Consider the following 16,814-nt stretch of genomic DNA (forward strand, 5'->3'; position numbering starts at 1 on the left):
CCGCACGGATATGTCCAGACCCGAGTCCGGTGATGCCCATCCGAAGCCGCGCCGGCGTCCGCGCTGGCGCGTGCTGCTGACGGTTGTAATTGGCTTTCACCTGCTGGGGTTCCTGTCGTCGCTGGATGCGCTGATGTCCACCCGCACGCCGCAGGGCGCGGTGGCCTGGATCGTGTCGCTCAACACCGTTCCCTATGTGGCTGTGCCGGCCTACTGGGTATTCGGCGCCAGCGAGTTTCGCGGCTATGTGGTCGCGCGCCGTGACGAGGACTCCGCTCTGGCGCGGGCCTTGCAGCCGAAGACCGAGGAGCTGTGGTCACACCAGTACATCGCGCAAGAGCCGAGCAAGCACCTGGACGGGGTGCAGCAACTCGCCCGCTGGCCGTTCCTCCACGGCAACGAGGTCGAGCTGCTGGTGGATGGCGAGGCGACCTTCGACAGTATCTTCGAGGGGATCGAGCAGGCCGAGCGCTACCTGCTGGTGCAGTTCTATATCGTGCGCGACGACGCGATCGGGCGCGAACTCAAGCGGCGGCTGGTGGAGCGGGCGCAGGACGGGGTCGAGGTCTATTTTCTCTACGACGAGATCGGCAGCTACCGCCTGCCCGGCAGCTATCTGGACACCCTGCGCGAGGCGGGGGTGCATGTGCAGCACTTTCACTCGACCCGCGGGCGCGGCAATCGCTTCCAGCTGAACTTCCGCAATCACCGCAAGATCGTGGTGGCCGATGGCGAACAGGGCTGGGTCGGCGGACTGAACGTGGGGGACGAGTACCTCGGGCGGGACCCGAAGATCGGCCCCTGGCGCGACACCCACCTGCGCATCGAGGGGCCGTCCGCCCTGGCCCTGCAGTCGGTGTTCCTGGAGGACTGGCACTGGGCCACCGAAGAGATCCCGGAGCTGGACTGGCAGCCGGCGACCATGGCGGACGATGGCGTCCCGGTGCTGATCCTGCCCTCAGGACCGGCCGACGAGTTCGAGACCGCCAGCCTGATGATGCAGCAGGCGATCCATTCGGCCGAGCGGCGCATCTGGATCGCCAGCCCGTACTTCGTGCCCGACGAGGGCGTGCAGGGCATGCTCAAGCTGGCGGCACTCAGTGGCGTCGACGTGCGCGTGCTGATCCCCGAGGTCACCGACAACCCGCTGACCACGCATGCGGCCTACGCCTTCCTGGGCCCGCTACTGGATGCCGGCGTGCGCGTCTACCGCTATCAGGAGGGCTTCCTGCACGGCAAGGCCTTCGTGGTGGACGACATGGGTGCGGCGGTGGGGACCGTGAACCTGGACAACCGCTCGTTTCGGCTGAACTTCGAGGTCACCGCGCTGGTGCTGGATCCGGGATTTGCCCGCGAGACGGCGCGCATGTTCGAGGCCGACTTCGCCCGCTCGCGCGAGATGACCCGGCAGGACGTGGACGACCTGCCGCTGTGGCGCCGCGTGGCCGCGCGGGCCGCCTATCTGCTGGCGCCTGTGCTGTAGCGCTCTGGGCGATGAACGGGCGGCTTGATCTGTGTCACGCCGAACGCCGGACCGGCTGCTAGACTTGCAGGCAGAATACCTTTTCGAGACCAGCCCGTGTCACGAGCCTCGCGCCATCTAATGAATCTACTGATCGTCGCCGCCCTGTTGCTGGCGCCGATCGCCGGTGCGGGGATGATGCACGGTGGCGCCGCGGGCGGCATGACCGCGGCGGACCGCTGCCTGGATCATGGAGCGGGATCACCTGCAGACCCCATGTCATCGGACCTTTCGCCGGACCTTGTGATCCAGGCTGCGCCTTCGGCCTGCGAGATGCCCTGTGCGGTCTGTGGCGCCTGCGGGGTCTCGGGTTTGCCTTCACCCGCCGGCACGCCGGTCACGGCGGCCGCGCCCGTTTTCGCCCCCCTTCCCGTCGCCATGGGCCCCGGTATCCCTGCGGCACCGGATCTTCGCCCACCCCTCTGAGTCCTCCCTGGCCGGGGTTCCGCCCGGCCCCGGGTGATCGTGGATCGCCCACTCGGTGCGCGGTGTCGCGCATTGCGGTTGTCACTAGTTCCCTGGGAGGACTACACCATGATGCATGAACAAGGTTTTGGCTGGATGACGGGCCTCGGCTTCGGCCATGGCTGGATTGGTCTACTGATTCTGGCGCTGCTGATCCTCGGGATCGCGGCCCTGATCAAGTATCTGTTCAGTAATCGCTGAGGAGTCGCGCGATGACGACGGAAACGAAGCCAGCGGACGCCCGCGAGGCGGTGGTGATCGTCCCCGGCATGGGGTCGGACCACTGCGCGGGGATTGTCCGCGCGGCGCTGGAGAAGACCCCGGGTGTAGCCTCGGTGGGGACCAATATCGCCCGCCACCGGGTGACCGTGGGATACGACCCCGAGCAGGTGGACCCGCAGGGGTTGCGGGCCGCCGTGGAGGGGGCCGGCTACGACGTTGCCCAGGTCGAGGGCGCGGCGGGCGGTGTCGGTGCGGTGCGCCTGGTGGTGCCCGGCATGGGGTCGGATCACTGTGCGGGGATCGTGCGCGGTGCGATCGAGAAGCTGGACGGCATCCAGGCGGTGCGCACCAACATCGGCGATCACCGTGTGACCGTAGAGCCCGGTCCCGGCGGCCCCGATGCCAAGGCCCTGCGCGCCGCGGTCGAGGGGGCCGGCTATGACGTGGCGGCGGTGGAGACCGAGGAGGCCGGCAGCGAGGCGGACGACGCCGAGATTGACGCCGCCTATCTGAAGCAGGCCTGGCGCCGGCTGTGGATCGCGATGATCCCGACCATCGCGATCATGGTGCTGATGATGCCGCACATGTTCTGGCAGGAGATCCCCGGCTATCTGCTGATCATTGCCGTGTTGGCCTTCCCGGTGGTGTTCATGGCGGGCGGTGCGGCCACCCACCGTTCGTCCTGGCGCGCGCTGAAAAGCGGCAGCCTGAACATGGACGTGCTGATCTCCATGGGCTCGCTGCCACCCTACCTGCTGGGGCTGATCGGCTTCTTCTATCCGATGACCTCGTTCATCGAGATGGCCGCGACCATCATGGCCTTCCACATGCTCGGGCGGTATCTGGAGTACCGCGCCAAGGGCGAGGCCTCCTCCGCGATCCGCAAGCTGCTGGATCTGGGCGCGAAGACCGCCCGGGTCGAACGCGATGGCGAAGAGGTCGAGGTGCCGGTGAAATCGCTGCAGGTGGGCGAGCTGATGATCGTGCGCCCGGGCGAGAAGATCCCCACCGATGGCGAAGTGGTCGCCGGCGAGAGCACGGTGGACGAATCCATCGCCACCGGTGAGTCGGTGCCGGTGGACAAGGGCGAGGGCGATAGCGTGCTCGGCGCGACCCTGAACCAGCAGGGGCGGCTGAAGGTGCGTGCGACCCGCGTGGGGGCCGACACCTTCCTGTCGCAGGTGATCCGTCTGGTGAACGAGGCCCAGGGTTCGCGGGTGCCGGTGCAGGAGCTGGCGGACCGCATCACCGCGCGCTTCGTGCCGGCGGTGCTGGTCATTGCGCTGGCCGCGTTTGCGGCCTGGTTGGCGTTCTCCGGGGCGCTGCAGCCGATCCTGATCTGGGGCGAGGGCTTCCTGCCCTGGGTGGACTCGGAACGGCCGCCGATCGTGCTGGCGCTGCTGGCGGCGATCGCCGTGCTGGTCATTGCCTGCCCCTGTGCGCTGGGACTGGCCACGCCCACCGCGCTGATGGTGGGCTCCGGTATGGGCGCCGAGCGCGGAGTGCTGATCCGCTCGGGCTCCGCGATCCAGACGCTGAAGGACATCCGCGTGATCGTGCTCGACAAGACCGGGACCATCACCCGCGGGCAGCCGGCACTGACCGACGTGATCGCGGCCGAGGGCTTCGATGACGCTCGCGTGCTCGGTGCGGCCGCGGCCGTGGAGGCCGGCTCCGCGCACCCGCTGGCCGAGGCCGTCGTGCAGGGTGCGCGCGACCGGGAGCTGGCGATCGCCGAGGTCGAACAGTTCCAGTCGCACACCGCGCGCGGGGTGGAGGCTCACCTTTACGGGGAACGCGTCCTGGTCGGCAGCCAGCGGCTGCTGGAGGAGCAGGGCCTGGATCCGTCCGGCCTGCTGGAATCGCTGCGGCGGCTCGAGGATGCCGGCAAGACCGCGATGCTGGTGGCCATTGGCGAGCGACCGGCCGGCATTGTCGCGGTCGCCGACACCCTCAAGGAGGAGTCGCAGAGCGCCATTGAGCAGCTGCATAGCCTCGGCATACGCTGCGTGATGGTCACCGGCGACAACGAGCGCACCGCAAACGCGGTGGCCGCACAGGTGGGGATCGACGAGGTCCGAGCCGGCGTGCTGCCGGAGGGCAAGGTCGAAGCGGTCCGCGAACTGCAGGCGCAGTACGGCGACCACGTGGCGATGGTGGGCGACGGCATCAACGATGCCCCGGCGCTGCAGCAGGCGAACGTCGGCATCGCGATCGGGGCCGGCGCGGATGTGGCCATCGAGGCCGCGGACGTCACCCTGGTGCGCGGCGAGTTGACCAAGGTGGTCGAGGCCGTGCAGCTCTCGCGCCTGACCTTCCGCAAGATCGTGCAGAACCTGTTCTGGGCCTGGGGCTACAACTCCGCCGCAATCCCGATCGCCGCGGCCGGCCTGCTGCACCCCATGATCGGCGTGATCGCGATGACCGCCAGCTCGCTCTCGGTCATCGGCAACTCCATCCTGCTGCGCCGCAGCATGCCGACCGACGAGCGCTGAACGGGTATCCTTGGCCGCCATGAGTCAGCCGATCACCCATCCCGCGAGCCCGGATCTCTACCAAGCGGCCGAAATGGCGCTGCGCGAGTGCGATCCCGAGACCAAGTGCGAGCGCGTGCTGGCGCTGATGCAGGCCTGGTGGTCCGATGAGCTGGAGGCGGTCGCCAGCTCCGGGCCGGAACGGTTGGAGGTGCCCGGGCGTCCGGAACGGCCGGTGCTGGTGTACCCGAAGGACCTGCCGCGACGCGGGTTGCACACGACGGCCGGGCGGGTGGCGCTGGTGCATGCGGTTGCGCATATCGAGTTCAACGCGATCAACCTGGCGCTGGATGCCGTCTATCGCTTTCGCGACATGCCGGCACCCTTTGTCAGCGACTGGCTGCAGGTGGCGGCCGAGGAGGCGCGCCATTTCCGGCTGTTGCGTGCGCGGCTCACCGAGCTGAGGGCTGATTACGGTGACCTGCCGGCCCACAACGGGCTGTGGGAGGCCGCACTCGCGACCGACCACGACGTGATGATCCGCATGGCCCTGGTGCCGCGCGTGCTGGAGGCGCGCGGGCTGGACGTGACCCCGGGCATGATCGAGCGCCTGACGGCGGCGGGTGATCTCGTTACCGTGGCGCTTCTGGAGATCATCCAGCGCGAGGAGGTCGCTCACGTGGCGATCGGCACGCGCTGGTTCCGCGAGCTGGCGCACGTACGCGGGCTCGATCCCGAGCCGCTCTTCCTCGAGCTGCTGGCCGAGTACATGCCGGGCCGCGTACGCCCGCCCTTCGCCCACGAGGCGCGCCGCGCCGCCGGCTTCACCGACTCCGAGATGGTGCAACTGGAGGCCCAGGCCATCGGCGAACCATCGCCCTAGACTCCAGTGGATCGGCTCTGTTCCGTTTTGTGGCTGGCCATGGTTCGGCATCTGGTGTTTACGTGCCTTCGTCCAGTCGCCTGCCATGCGCTCACTCGCGAGCGCGCCGCGAGTTACTTCTTTGCTCGTGCAAAGAAGTAACCAAGAAACACGCCCGACTGCCGCGACCCCGGCCCGCTATGCGGGCCGGGGTTTCCCTCGCGCCGAGTGGAGAGGGTTTTCGCGGGCGGCGCTGAAACTCGCTGCGCCTTCGGCTTCGCTCAGACAGTCAGCGCCTCTCTTCCCGCGAAAACCCTCTCCACTCGGCGCGACGACAACGGGGGTGAAGGTCAAGACAACGGCTGTCCCAACGATTGTGCTTACGGATGGAGGCTAGGTCTTCGGACATCTTCGGCACGCGCGGCCTTCGGCCATAGCGTGCCGCGCCCGCCAGCGGGCGCCGGGGGGGGTAGGATGCCGATGAGCGCAGCGAATCGCATCAGGGTTGCCCCGACGTCGGAACGGTGCGTTTCGCTGTGCTCAACCGCACCCTACGGCGTTGGAGTTGGCTGCAGGCGCGGGGATAACTTCTGTTTTGACCTTCATCCCCCCGTATGAAGCCCCTTGCGGAAGGGTTCTCGGGACGGAAGAGAGGCGCTGACTGTCTGAGCGAAGCCGAAGGCGTAGCGAGTTTCAGCGCCGCCGGCCCGAGGACCCTGGAGCAAGGTTCCAGGGCGGAATCCGGGTGCCCTTCTTTGGGTACTTTCTTGGGCAAGCAAGAAAGTACCTCGGGGTGCGCTGCCGAGACAGCGCATGGCAGGCGGCCGGCCGAAGGCACGTAAACACCGGATGCCGAACCAGGCCCAGCCGTACAACGGCGCGAAGCGCGTGGTTCAGGCGTGCAGCAGGTGCGTGGGGTAGGGCGAGCCGTCCAGTTCGCGCAGGACGGGGCCGGTCGCCGCGACCTCCAGGTAGCCCGGGTGCTCGTCCCAGGCCGGGAGGACGCAGCGCTGCCGTGGCTGGCCGTCGACCGTCAGGTCGTGGATCGCGGGCCGGTGGGTATGGCCATGGATCATCAGCGGGACATCGGCGTCGCGGAAGGTATCCGCTACGGCGTCGGCATTCACATCCATGATCGCGTCGGCCTTCATCCGGCTGTTGTCACGACTGGTGGCGCGCATGGACTCCGCCTGCCGGATGCGTTCCTCCAGCGGCTGGGCCAGGAAGGCCCGCTGCCATTCGCCGCCGCGTACCTGCTGGCGAAAGGCCATGTGTTCGGTGTCGTCGGTGCACAGGGAATCGCCATGCAGCAGCACGGCGGGCCCGCAGGGCAGGGCCGCGTGCAGCGGCTCGGGCGCCAGCTGCATCCCGGCGCGGGCGGCATAGTCCGGGCCCACGAGAAAATCCCGGTTGCCATGGATGAAGGCCACCGGGATCTCGAGTGTCTGCAGGGCCTCGGCGAGCTGTTCGGCGGCCGGGAATCCGGCGTCATCGCCGACCCAGTATTCGAACAGGTCGCCGAGGATGTACAGCGCCGAGGCGCTGCGCGCCGGTCCCTTCAGGAAGGCGAGTGTGGCCTCCAGCAGGGGGCCGGGCTCGCGATCCAGGTGCAGGTCGGAAATGACCAGGGCCGGCGCGCTGGAAGCCACGGGGTGGCTCAGTCCTCGACGCGCTTCACGCTTTCCATCACGACCGGCTCCTGCGGCACATCCTGGTGCATGCCGGAACGGCCGGTGGGTACGGACTCGATCTGGCGCACGACGTCCATGCCCTCGGTCACCTTGCCGAAGACCGCATAACCCCAGCCCTGCGCATTCGGGGCCGTGTGGTTGAGGAAGTCGTTGTCGTTCACGTTGATGAAGAACTGCGCGGTGGCCGAGTGCGGATCCTGGGTGCGGGCCATGGAGATCGCACCCACCTCGTTCTTCAGGCCGTTGTCCGCCTCGTTGCGGATGGGCTCGCCAGCGGACTTCTGGCTCATGTTCTTGTCGAAGCCGCCGCCCTGGACCATGAAGCCCGGGATCACGCGGTGAAAGATCGTGCCGTCGTAGAAGCCGTCATCCACGTAGGACATGAAGTTGGCGACCGTCTCCGGGGCGGCCTCGGCATTGAGTTCCAGCACGATGCGGCCATGGTTGGTTTCGATCGCGACCTGCGGATTGGTATCGGCCATGGGGGCTCCTGAAAGCAGTAGGGCAAGAAGGGCGGTGGCCAGCACAATGCCGAGCCGGAAACGGGATCGCTGCACGGGACTGGCCCTCCGGATGAGTGTCGGGCGGCCATGGTACCCGGCAGACGGGGTGCCTGCCAGCAATGCTACTAGGGAGACGCTGATTGAATCGCACGTCCGCGTTGGTGCCCCCTGTTTTCCGAGACAAGGCGCGTCGTGCAGCGGGTAGTGGTTCTACCCGCAAGCGGCGCAACGCAGGATCGGGGAACGGGGGGCACCAACCCCACAAGCCATCGAAATCAGGGGCTCGGCCGCCCGTTGTTGATCAAAAACGGGCGCGCGCGCAGCGTTGCGGTTCCCTTGTGCAGAATGACTGCACGGCAGTCACCGCGCCTTGTTCGCACGCTAAAGCGACTCGAGCGCGGACGCGCGATTCAATCAGCGTCTCCCTAGGGCCACGGCCGGCCCGGCTGGTGGCCCGCGGGGTGCTCCGCTACCATGCGCGCGATGACGACACCGCCGACCAAGACCCGTTTCGCGCCCAGTCCCACCGGGCTTCTCCACCTCGGCAACGTGCGCACCGCGTTGTTCAGCGCGCTGTTCGCCCGCTCGCGCGGCGGGCATTTTCTGCTGCGGATCGAGGACACCGACGCCGAGCGCTCGCGCCCGGAGTTCGTGGTCGCGCTGATGCGCGATCTGCGCTGGCTGAAGCTGGACTGGGACGAGGGCGTTGACGCCGGTGGCGATTCCGGACCGTATGCCCAGTCCGAACGCGGCGGGATCTTCGACGGCTATTACCAGCAGTTGATCGATGCCGGTCAGGCCTACCCCTGCTTCTGTTCGCCCGCCGAGCTGGAACGGGGACGCAAGCGCATGCGCGCCCAAGGCAAGCCGCCGCGCTATCCGGGGACCTGCTCCCACCTGAGCGCGGAGGAGGCCGAGCGGCGCGCGGCCGAAGGGCAGAAGCCGACCCTGCGCTTTCGTGTGCCGCTGGGCCAAACGGTCCGTTTCGAGGACGGGGTACGCGGGCCGGTGAGCTTTCGGACCGACGAGATCGGCGATTTCGTGATCCGCCGCTCCGACGGCACGCCCGCCTTCTTCTTCTCCAATGCGATCGACGACGCCCTGATGGGCGTGACCGATGTGGTGCGCGGCGAGGACCATATCGCCAACACCCCGCGCCAGATGCTGCTGCTGGAGGCGCTGGGGCTGGCGGCGCCGGCCTACCATCACCTGCCGCTGGTGATGGGACACGACGGTGCGCCGCTGTCCAAGCGCAATGGGTCGGCCAGTGTCGAGGAGTTGCGCACTACGGGTTACCTGCCGCTCGCGATCCTCAACCATCTCGCACGCCTCGGGCACCGCTACGAGTCGGACGAACTGCTGAGCGATGAGGAACTGGCCACCGGGTTCAGCCCGGAGCGTATCGGTCACAGCGCTGCGCGCCACGATGCACAGCAGCTGGAACACTGGCAGGCCGAGGCCCTGCGCCAGCTGTCCGATAGCGATTTGCTGGCCTATCTCGAGGACTTCGAGGTGTTCGGGCAGGTGCCAGAGGACCAGCGCCCGGCACTAGCGGGGCTGTTGCGTGACAACATCACCCGCGCCGAGGACGCCCGTATCTGGACGGAGGCCTTCGCCGCCGATCCGGCCCCACTGAGCGAGGCGGCTGCCGCCGAGCTGCAGCAGGCGGGCGCGGATTTCTACCGCGCTGCCCTGGATGCCCTGGACGAGGCCGAGGATTTCCCGGCCCTGGCCAAGGCCGTCGGCGCGGCGACGGGTGCGAAGGGGCGCAAGTTGTTCATGCCGCTGCGCGCGGCCCTGTCCGGTCAGGTCCATGGGCCGGAATTGCCGCGCATCTTCGAGTACCTGGGGCGTGAACGGGTGCGTGCGCGCCTGCAGGCCGCGCTTGAGCAGGCGGGCTGAAGCGCCCTTCAGTCTCCCTCGGGCGATTTCGTCGCCGTCACCTTCAGCTCGAGTGCGCCGCGCGCCAGGCGGGCCTGCAGCGGCGCGCCGATCTCGGTTCTTGCGACGTCACGCAGGACCTGTCCTTCTTTCGTTTGCAGGATCGCATAGCCGCGTTCCAGGACCGCCTGGGGGCCGAGGGCGTTCAACTGGCGCCGGGTGGCCTGCAGCCGCTGCTGGCGGATCGTCAGGGCCTGACGCATCTGGTATTCGAGATCCCGGTGCAGGCGTGCCAGGCGCTCGCGGTGTGTGCGGATGTCGTGTGCCGGGGCGGCGCGCGCGAGACGCTGGTGCAGGTGGTCGAGGCGCATTCGCGCGGAGGCGATGCGGTTGCCGGGGGAGGCCCCGGCCAGGCGCAGGCGTAGATGCTGCAGGCGCTGGCCGGCCTGCTCGTGCCGGCGCTGCCAGGCGCGTTGCAGGCGCTCGTGCTGGTCGTCCAGGCGCTGCGCGTTGCGTTCCATCAGCTGGCGCGGGTGGCGCCGTTCGAGTCGGGTCCACAGGGCGTTCAGCGTCTGCCGGTGCTGGGCAACGCGCTGGCCTGCAAGTGTAATCATCCGGTCGCGCGCCCGTTCGATCCGGTGGCGCAGGGTGGCGCCATCCGGGCTGACTGCCTCGGCCGCCGCGGTCGGGGTGGAGGCGCGCAGGTCGGCGACGAAGTCCGCAATGGTGGTATCGGTCTCGTGCCCGACACCCGTCACGACCGGGATTGGCGACGCGGCGATGGCGCGGGCCACGCTTTCCTCGTTGAACGCCTGCAGATCCTCCAGCGAACCGCCGCCGCGCGCCAGGATCATCACGTCCACGATGCCCTCGCGGGCGGCCTGCTCCAGGGCCGCGACGATCTGGCTGGCGGCCTGCGCGCCCTGTACCGCGGTGGGGTAGAGGGTAAAGGGCAACAGCAGAGGGAAACGCCGCGCCAGGGTGCGTTCGATATCGTGCCGCACATCGCCCTGGGTGGAGGTGATCACGCCGAGGCGATGGGTCCAGGTGGGGAGGGGCTTCTTCCGCTCGAGGTCGAACAGGCCCTCGGCGGCGAGCTTTTCCTTCAGGCGCTGGAAGGCTGCCAGGAGCTGGCCCTCGCCGGCCGGCTGCAGCTGCTCGACGATGATCTGGAACTGGCCGCGTGCCGCGTAGATCCCGGCACGGCCCTGGATCTGCACCGCGTCGCCATCGGCGAAGCGGGCAGCGTTGCGGGCATTGCCGCGAAAGAGCACACAGCTGACCGAGCTGTTCGCGTCTTTGAGCGAGAAGTACTGGTGGCCGGAGGCGTACTGGCGCAGGTTGGAGACCTCTCCCTCCACGCGTACCCGGCCCAGGCCGTCGCGCAGCAGGCCGTCGGCACACTGGTTGAGTTCGGTGACGGTCAGTACGGGGGCGTCGCTCATGGTTCGGGATTCACGGACGTGGTGTTCGGGATGTGCGTGGCGAAGGGCTATTGTCGCCGGAACACGCGGTGCAGGACATCGGTGCCGCGTCCCTGCGGGTTGGCGCGCAGGCGGGCCTCTTCCTCCGCCAGCATGAAGAACAGGCCTTCCATCGCATGCTCAAGGACGTGCTCGACCGGGTCGAAGCGCACGCGCGCGAGGAAGGGGATGTCGCGCATGCGCTCCTTCAGCTCACCGTAGGTGTCCAGGGCCTCCACCTGCTCCAGGCTCTGCTGGATGGCCGGGCGCATCGTCTCGGTGATTTCGGCGCGTGCGTGGTGTTCGAGATGCCGGGTGGCGGCGTCGTCGTCGCCGACCAGGATTTCGCGGGCGTTGTCCAGGTCGAGCGCGAACACGGCCCGTACCAGTGGCTCGCGGGCTTCGCGTATAGCGGCCTCGGCGGCCCGGTTCATCCGCTCCTCAAGCTGGTTCAGCGGCGTGGCCATGCCGATGCGATCCAGCGACCGACGGGCGGTCGCGAGTACCTCCGGCAGCGGGACGCGCACGTCCGGGTTGCCGAAGAAGCCGTTGCGCTGGGACAGGGTCTCGGTGGCCGAATGGGAGGCGATGATCAGGGCCTCGTGTACTGCCTCGATGATCTCGGCCGTCGTGAGGTCGGAGGCGTCCGGGCGGCGGGTCAGCGCGCGCAGCACGTCGGGGTTGAAGGGCCACCAGCTGGCGCTGGCCGTCGGTGCCGCGGCAACCGTCAGCAGCCCGGGTGCGAGCATCAGGGCAAGCAGTCGGCGGCGGCTCAGGCAGGGCATGAAGGGGCTCGGTGGCTTGAAACGAGGACGGTCATCGTAGCAGGGTGCCGATTTCGCGTCTGCCGGGCGACATGTACGGCGTTCGCCCGGTCTGCTTGTCGGGAGGTGGCCGGAAAATTTATACTGAACGGCTATTTATCATTCCGGGAAAGATATCGGTTCTTTCCCCCGCTGGACTGTCCTGGAGCGATGCATGCGGATACTCGGTGAAGCCCTGACCTTCGATGACGTGCTGCTGATCCCGGGGCATTCGAATGTCGTCCCCCGCGATGTTGATCTGACCACGAACATCACCCGCGAAATCCAGCTGAGCGCGCCGGTCGTCTCCGCCGCGATGGATACGGTGACCGAGGCGCGCCTGGCGATCGCCATGGCGCAGGAAGGCGGGCTCGGGATCGTGCACAAGAACATGTCGGCCGAGGCCCAGGCCGCCGAGGTCCAGCAGGTCAAGAAGTACGAGAGCGGGGTGATCAGCGAGCCGATCACCATCGGCCCGACCGCGACGATCGGCGAGGTCGTGGAGCTGACCCAGGCCAATCACATCTCCGGTGTGCCGGTGGTGGATGGCAACGACCTGGTCGGCATCGTGACCTCCCGCGACCTGCGCTTCGAGACCCGCATGGAGGCCCCGGTCACCGAGATCATGACCCCGCGCGAGCGCCTGGTCACCGTGCCCGAGGGCGCGGACCGCGGTCACGTGCTGGAGCTGCTGCACAAGCACCGCATCGAGAAGGTGCTGGTGGTCAACGACGACTTCCAGCTGCGCGGGATGATCACCGTCAAGGATATTCAGAAGTCCACCGAACACCCGCACGCCTGCAAGGACGATCGCGGTCGCCTGCGCGTGGGCGCGGCGGTCGGCGTGGGTGCCGGTACCGACGAGCGCGTGGCCGCGCTGGTCGAGGCCGGGGTGGACGTACTGGTGGTGGATACCGCGCATGGTCACTCGCAGGGCGTGCTGGATCGCGTGGCCTGGGTGAAAAAGCACTATCCGGACGTGCAGGTGATCGGCGGCAACATCGCCACCGCCGCCGCCGCGAAGGATCTGGTCGCGGCCGGGGCCGATGGCGTTAAGGTCGGGATCGGCCCGGGCTCGATCTGCACTACCCGTATCGTGGCCGGCGTGGGCGTGCCGCAGATCACCGCGATCTCGGATGTGGCCGAGGCGCTGAAGGGTACCGGTGTGCCGATGATCGCCGATGGCGGCGTGCGCTTCTCTGGCGACCTGGCCAAGGCCATCGCCGCCGGCGCCAACTGCGTGATGCTGGGTTCGATGTTCGCCGGGACCGAGGAGGCCCCGGGCGAGGTCGAGCTCTATCAGGGCCGCTCCTACAAGATCTACCGCGGTATGGGTTCGCTGGGTGCGATGCAGCAGGGCTCCTCGGACCGCTATTTCCAGGACCCGAACAGCTCGGCCGACAAGTTCGTGCCCGAGGGCATCGAGGGCCGGGTGCCGTACAAGGGCTCGATTGTCGCGATCATCTACCAGTTGATGGGCGGGCTGCGCTCGTCCATGGGCTATGTCGGCGCGCACGACGTCGAGGAGATGCGCAGCAAGCCGCACTTCGTGCGCGTGACCGCCGCCGGCATGCGCGAGAGCCATGTGCACGACGTGGCGATCACCAAGGAAGCCCCGAACTACCGAATGGACTGACCGGCCCGTCACGGCCCGGTCCCGATACCCCACCGGCCGTCCGGCCGGTATAGCGGATGACCTCATGACCCAGGATCTTCACGCCCACCGCATTCTGGTGCTGGACTTCGGCTCCCAGTACACCCAGCTGATCGCCCGCCGCGTGCGCGAGGCCGGGGTCTACTCCGAGGTGCACGCCTGGGATATGCCGGCGGCGGATATCCGCGCGTTCAATCCCACCGGCATCATCCTGTCCGGCGGCCCGGAGTCGGTGAACGTCGACCAGCCGCCGCGCGCCGAGGATGCGGTGTTCGAACTGGGCGTGCCGGTTCTGGGTATCTGCTACGGCATGCAGACCATGGCCGCGCAGCTGGGCGGGCGGGTCGAGCCGTCCGAGCGCCGCGAGTTCGGTTATGCCCAGGTACGCGCGCGCGGCCACACCCCGTTGCTGCGCGACATCGAGGACCACACCACACCGGAGGGCTACGGCCTGCTGGACGTGTGGATGTCGCATGGCGACCACGTGACTGAGCTGCCGGAGGGCTTTCGCCTGATGGCCTCCACCGACTCCGCGCCCATCGCCGGCATGGCCGATCCGGAGCGCGGCTTCTACGGCGTGCAGTTCCACCCCGAAGTCACGCACACGACTCAGGGCCAGCGCATCCTGGAGCGCTTCCTGCACGAGATCTGCGGCTGCGAGTCGCTGTGGACTGCGGACAACATCATCGACGACATGGCCGCGCGGGTGCGCGAGCAGGTCGGGGACGACCACGTGGTGCTGGGCCTGTCCGGCGGGGTGGACTCCTCGGTGGTCGGGGCGCTGCTGCACAAGGCGATCGGCGACCAGCTGACCTGCGTGTTCGTGGATACCGGGCTGCTGCGCCTGGGCGAGGGCGACCAGGTTATGGCGACCTTCGCCCGCCACATGGGCGTGAACGTGATCCGCGTGGACGCCGAAGACCGCTTCATGCGCGCGCTCTCCGGGGTCGAGGACCCGGAGGCCAAGCGCAAGGTCATCGGCGGGCTGTTCATCGACGTTTTTGACGAGGAGGCCGCGAAGCTGAACAACGTGCAGTGGCTGGCCCAGGGCACGATCTACCCGGACGTGATCGAGTCGGCCGACTCCAAGACCGGCAAGGCGCATGTGATCAAGTCGCACCACAACGTGGGCGGGCTGCCGGAGAACATGAAGCTGGGGCTGGTGGAGCCACTGCGCGAGCTGTTCAAGGACGAGGTGCGCAAGATCGGTGTGGAGCTGGGCCTGCCCACCGAGATGGTCTACCGCCACCCGTTCCCGGGGCCGGGTCTGGGCGTGCGCATCTTGGGCGAGGTGAAGAAAGAATACGCTGAGCTACTGCGCCGGGCGGACGCCATCTTCATCGAGGAGCTGCGTGCCGCGGATCTATACGACAAGACCTCGCAGGCGTTTGCGGTGTTTCTGCCGGTGAAGTCCGTTGGGGTGATGGGCGACGGCCGGCGCTACGACTACGTGGTCGCGCTGCGCGCGGTGGAGACCATCGATTTCATGACCGCGCGCTGGGCGCACCTGCCGTATGACTTCCTCGACCACGTCTCGCGCCGGATCATCAACGAGATCCCCGGCATCTCGCGCGTGACCTACGACATCTCCGGCAAGCCCCCGGCCACGATCGAGTGGGAATAGCCGCTGCGGGGGGTGGCTAACTCAGCCCCCGGCCAGGAACAGATAGCCCGCCGTACCGGCGATGCCTGCGGCCACGGCGGCCGCGACCCAGCCCGCCAGGGCTAGCAGGCGACGCCGATCGCCCGGCGGGGCGGGGCTCGTTGAAGGCGTGCTCCCGCTGATCGCGGGTGTCGTCTCCAGTTCGCTGTCGCGTCCGCTGCGCAGGAGATCCAGCATCGCTTCAATCTGCTGGTCGTCGAAGCCGAAGGGATCGAACCGGCGCTGCCCGAATTGCTGCAACAGGGCGCGTACCTCGCCGGCCGCGGGGACATATTTCATCGACCACTCTCCGAAGCCTGCGCGCTCCAGCTCGCGTTCGCGCAGTACGGTGATCTCTTCGTGGCGCGGGTCGCAACGGATGCGCTCCAGAGTCGCGTAGACGGCCTTGGGCTCGCCCTCCAGGCACTGGAAGAAGTGGCCGTCGCCGTAATAGAGGGCACCCACGATGCCGGCCCGGGGGTTGTTCTGGCGCGACTGCAGCAGGATCCGCCCGACCTCGGGCTCGATGCCCTGGGCGGCATGTTCGTGGCGCGCAAAGGCCGCGCGGCTGACATACACCAGCTGGAGCGTCATCAGCGGAACATCTCTGAATGGATATGTAGGGAAGACCACGCCCGGGGTCGGACGTTCCGCAGTGGGGTGAGCGTCGACCCTATTCGATGATCTGGTTGACGTGCTCCAGGCCAATCGCGTCGCTTTCCCAGTCCAGGTCCCGGGTGGACGAACGCGGGGCCAGGCGGCGCAGCGAAGCGACCCCTTCGCGATCGATGTGGGCCAGACGGTGGGGGGTGCCGACATGGCTTTCGATGTTGGCGGCCTGTACGACGTCGCTGTAGCTGATCGGGGACTCGGCATCTGGTTCGCGCTGGAGGTTCTCGTGGTCCGCGACCGCGCGGATGATCTCCGGCTCGAAGTTCCAGTTCTTCAGCATCGCTCGGCCGATCGCGACGTGTGCGGCATCTGCCGCTGCCTGCAGGGCGCGTGGATCCTCGTAGATCGCCGGCGTCTTCTCCGCACGGCGCAGGATCGGGATCATCCCGATGTCGTGCACCAGGCCGGCGAGCAGGGCGGTGTCCGGGTCCAGATGCGGATGCCGGCGCGCCAGCAGATAGCTGATGATCGCGACCTCGAGGCTGTGGTTCCACAATGCCTCCATGCGTTGCCGGATCGCGTCGTTGCCACTTTGAAAGACCTCTTTCATCGACAGGGCGATGATGGTCTGGCGCGCCCGCTCCATGCCCAGTCGGGTCACCGCGGAGCGGATGGTCGCGCAGCGGCTCAGTCCCCGATAGGCGGGGCTGTTGGCATGGCGCACCAGCCGAGTCGCCAGCGCCGTGTCACGCGAAATCAGGTTGACCAGATCGGCGATGGAGCTGGTGTCGTCCTGCACGATAAACAGCGCCTGCACGGAAATATCCGGAAGGGTCGGGATATCGATCTGCTGACGTTCCAGATCCGAGCGCAATCGCTCGAGGAATTTTTCCACTTCCGCGCGGGTGGCCAAGGGTCGTCCCTGTATGGCTGGGAGGTCAGGCGGGATTATGCCACAGGGTGCCCCTGGCGCCGATCCGAACATGGCCTTGGTTGACGGGTTTGCGGTCGCCGCCGATG

14 protein-coding genes are annotated in these 16,814 nt (G+C 67.9%); 8 read left to right on the top strand and 6 right to left on the bottom strand.

Going from position 1 to position 16,814, the window contains the following annotated elements:
* Positions 1-10: 10 nt before the first annotated feature.
* The 5 genes from cls to F468_RS0106300 all read left to right on the top strand — a co-directional run bounded on the left by cls (position 11) and on the right by F468_RS0106300 (position 5,566).
* Complete coding sequence (gene cls, locus F468_RS0106280; protein WP_018138105.1) at positions 11-1,483, top strand: cardiolipin synthase; 1,473 nt, start codon at positions 11-13, stop codon at positions 1,481-1,483.
* Positions 1,484-1,579: 96 nt separating this feature from the next.
* Complete coding sequence (locus tag F468_RS14645; protein ID WP_026278817.1) at positions 1,580-1,948, top strand: hypothetical protein; 369 nt, start codon at positions 1,580-1,582, stop codon at positions 1,946-1,948.
* A gap of 108 nt (positions 1,949-2,056) precedes the next feature.
* The gene (locus F468_RS14730) at positions 2,057-2,188 is read left to right on the top strand and encodes a hypothetical protein (protein ID WP_018138107.1); all 132 of its coding nucleotides are present in this window, start codon (positions 2,057-2,059) and stop codon (positions 2,186-2,188) included.
* 11 nt (positions 2,189-2,199) lie between these two features.
* A complete protein-coding gene (locus F468_RS0106295; protein WP_018994774.1) occupies positions 2,200-4,704 on the top strand; it encodes a heavy metal translocating P-type ATPase in 2,505 nt (834 codons plus the stop codon).
* Between the two features lie 19 nt (positions 4,705-4,723).
* Positions 4,724-5,566, top strand: coding sequence for a ferritin-like domain-containing protein (locus F468_RS0106300; protein WP_018994775.1), 843 nt, complete (start codon positions 4,724-4,726; stop codon positions 5,564-5,566).
* A gap of 872 nt (positions 5,567-6,438) precedes the next feature.
* On the opposite strand, the gene F468_RS0106305 is transcribed toward F468_RS0106300, so the two are convergent.
* On the bottom strand, positions 6,439-7,194 hold the full coding sequence (locus F468_RS0106305; RefSeq protein ID WP_018175457.1) for a UDP-2,3-diacylglucosamine diphosphatase: 756 nt from the start codon (positions 7,192-7,194) through the stop codon (positions 6,439-6,441).
* 8 nt (positions 7,195-7,202) lie between these two features.
* The gene (locus tag F468_RS0106310) at positions 7,203-7,718 is read right to left on the bottom strand and encodes a peptidylprolyl isomerase (protein WP_018137548.1); all 516 of its coding nucleotides are present in this window, start codon (positions 7,716-7,718) and stop codon (positions 7,203-7,205) included.
* A 495-nt stretch (positions 7,719-8,213) separates the two neighbouring features.
* On the opposite strand from F468_RS0106310, the gene gltX reads away from it, so the two are divergent.
* Complete coding sequence (gltX, locus tag F468_RS0106315) at positions 8,214-9,641, top strand: glutamate--tRNA ligase (protein ID WP_018994776.1); 1,428 nt, start codon at positions 8,214-8,216, stop codon at positions 9,639-9,641.
* Between the two features lie 8 nt (positions 9,642-9,649).
* On the opposite strand, the gene xseA is transcribed toward gltX, so the two are convergent.
* Together xseA and F468_RS0106325 are read right to left on the bottom strand one after the other, a co-directional pair.
* Complete coding sequence (gene xseA, locus F468_RS0106320; RefSeq protein WP_018994777.1) at positions 9,650-11,065, bottom strand: exodeoxyribonuclease VII large subunit; 1,416 nt, start codon at positions 11,063-11,065, stop codon at positions 9,650-9,652.
* 47 nt (positions 11,066-11,112) lie between these two features.
* Positions 11,113-11,868 (bottom strand): DUF4197 domain-containing protein, encoded by a 756-nt coding sequence (locus F468_RS0106325; protein ID WP_018138427.1) that lies wholly within the window; start codon positions 11,866-11,868, stop codon positions 11,113-11,115.
* Positions 11,869-12,061: 193 nt separating this feature from the next.
* Between F468_RS0106325 and guaB the strand changes: the two genes are divergently transcribed.
* On the top strand, positions 12,062-13,522 hold the full coding sequence (guaB, locus tag F468_RS0106330; protein WP_018994778.1) for an IMP dehydrogenase: 1,461 nt from the start codon (positions 12,062-12,064) through the stop codon (positions 13,520-13,522).
* A gap of 64 nt (positions 13,523-13,586) precedes the next feature.
* On the top strand, positions 13,587-15,164 hold the full coding sequence (guaA, locus tag F468_RS0106335) for a glutamine-hydrolyzing GMP synthase (protein ID WP_018994779.1): 1,578 nt from the start codon (positions 13,587-13,589) through the stop codon (positions 15,162-15,164).
* A gap of 21 nt (positions 15,165-15,185) precedes the next feature.
* On the opposite strand, the gene F468_RS0106340 is transcribed toward guaA, so the two are convergent.
* Together F468_RS0106340 and F468_RS0106345 are read right to left on the bottom strand one after the other, a co-directional pair.
* Complete coding sequence (locus F468_RS0106340; protein WP_018994780.1) at positions 15,186-15,776, bottom strand: BLUF domain-containing protein; 591 nt, start codon at positions 15,774-15,776, stop codon at positions 15,186-15,188.
* Between the two features lie 79 nt (positions 15,777-15,855).
* Positions 15,856-16,707, bottom strand: a complete 852-nt coding sequence (locus F468_RS0106345; protein WP_018138431.1) for an HDOD domain-containing protein — start codon at positions 16,705-16,707, stop codon at positions 15,856-15,858.
* Positions 16,708-16,814 lie beyond the last annotated feature (107 nt).

The organism is Thioalkalivibrio sp. ALJ2 (genome assembly GCF_000378325.1).
Taxonomy (GTDB): Bacteria; Pseudomonadota; Gammaproteobacteria; order Ectothiorhodospirales; family Ectothiorhodospiraceae; genus Thioalkalivibrio.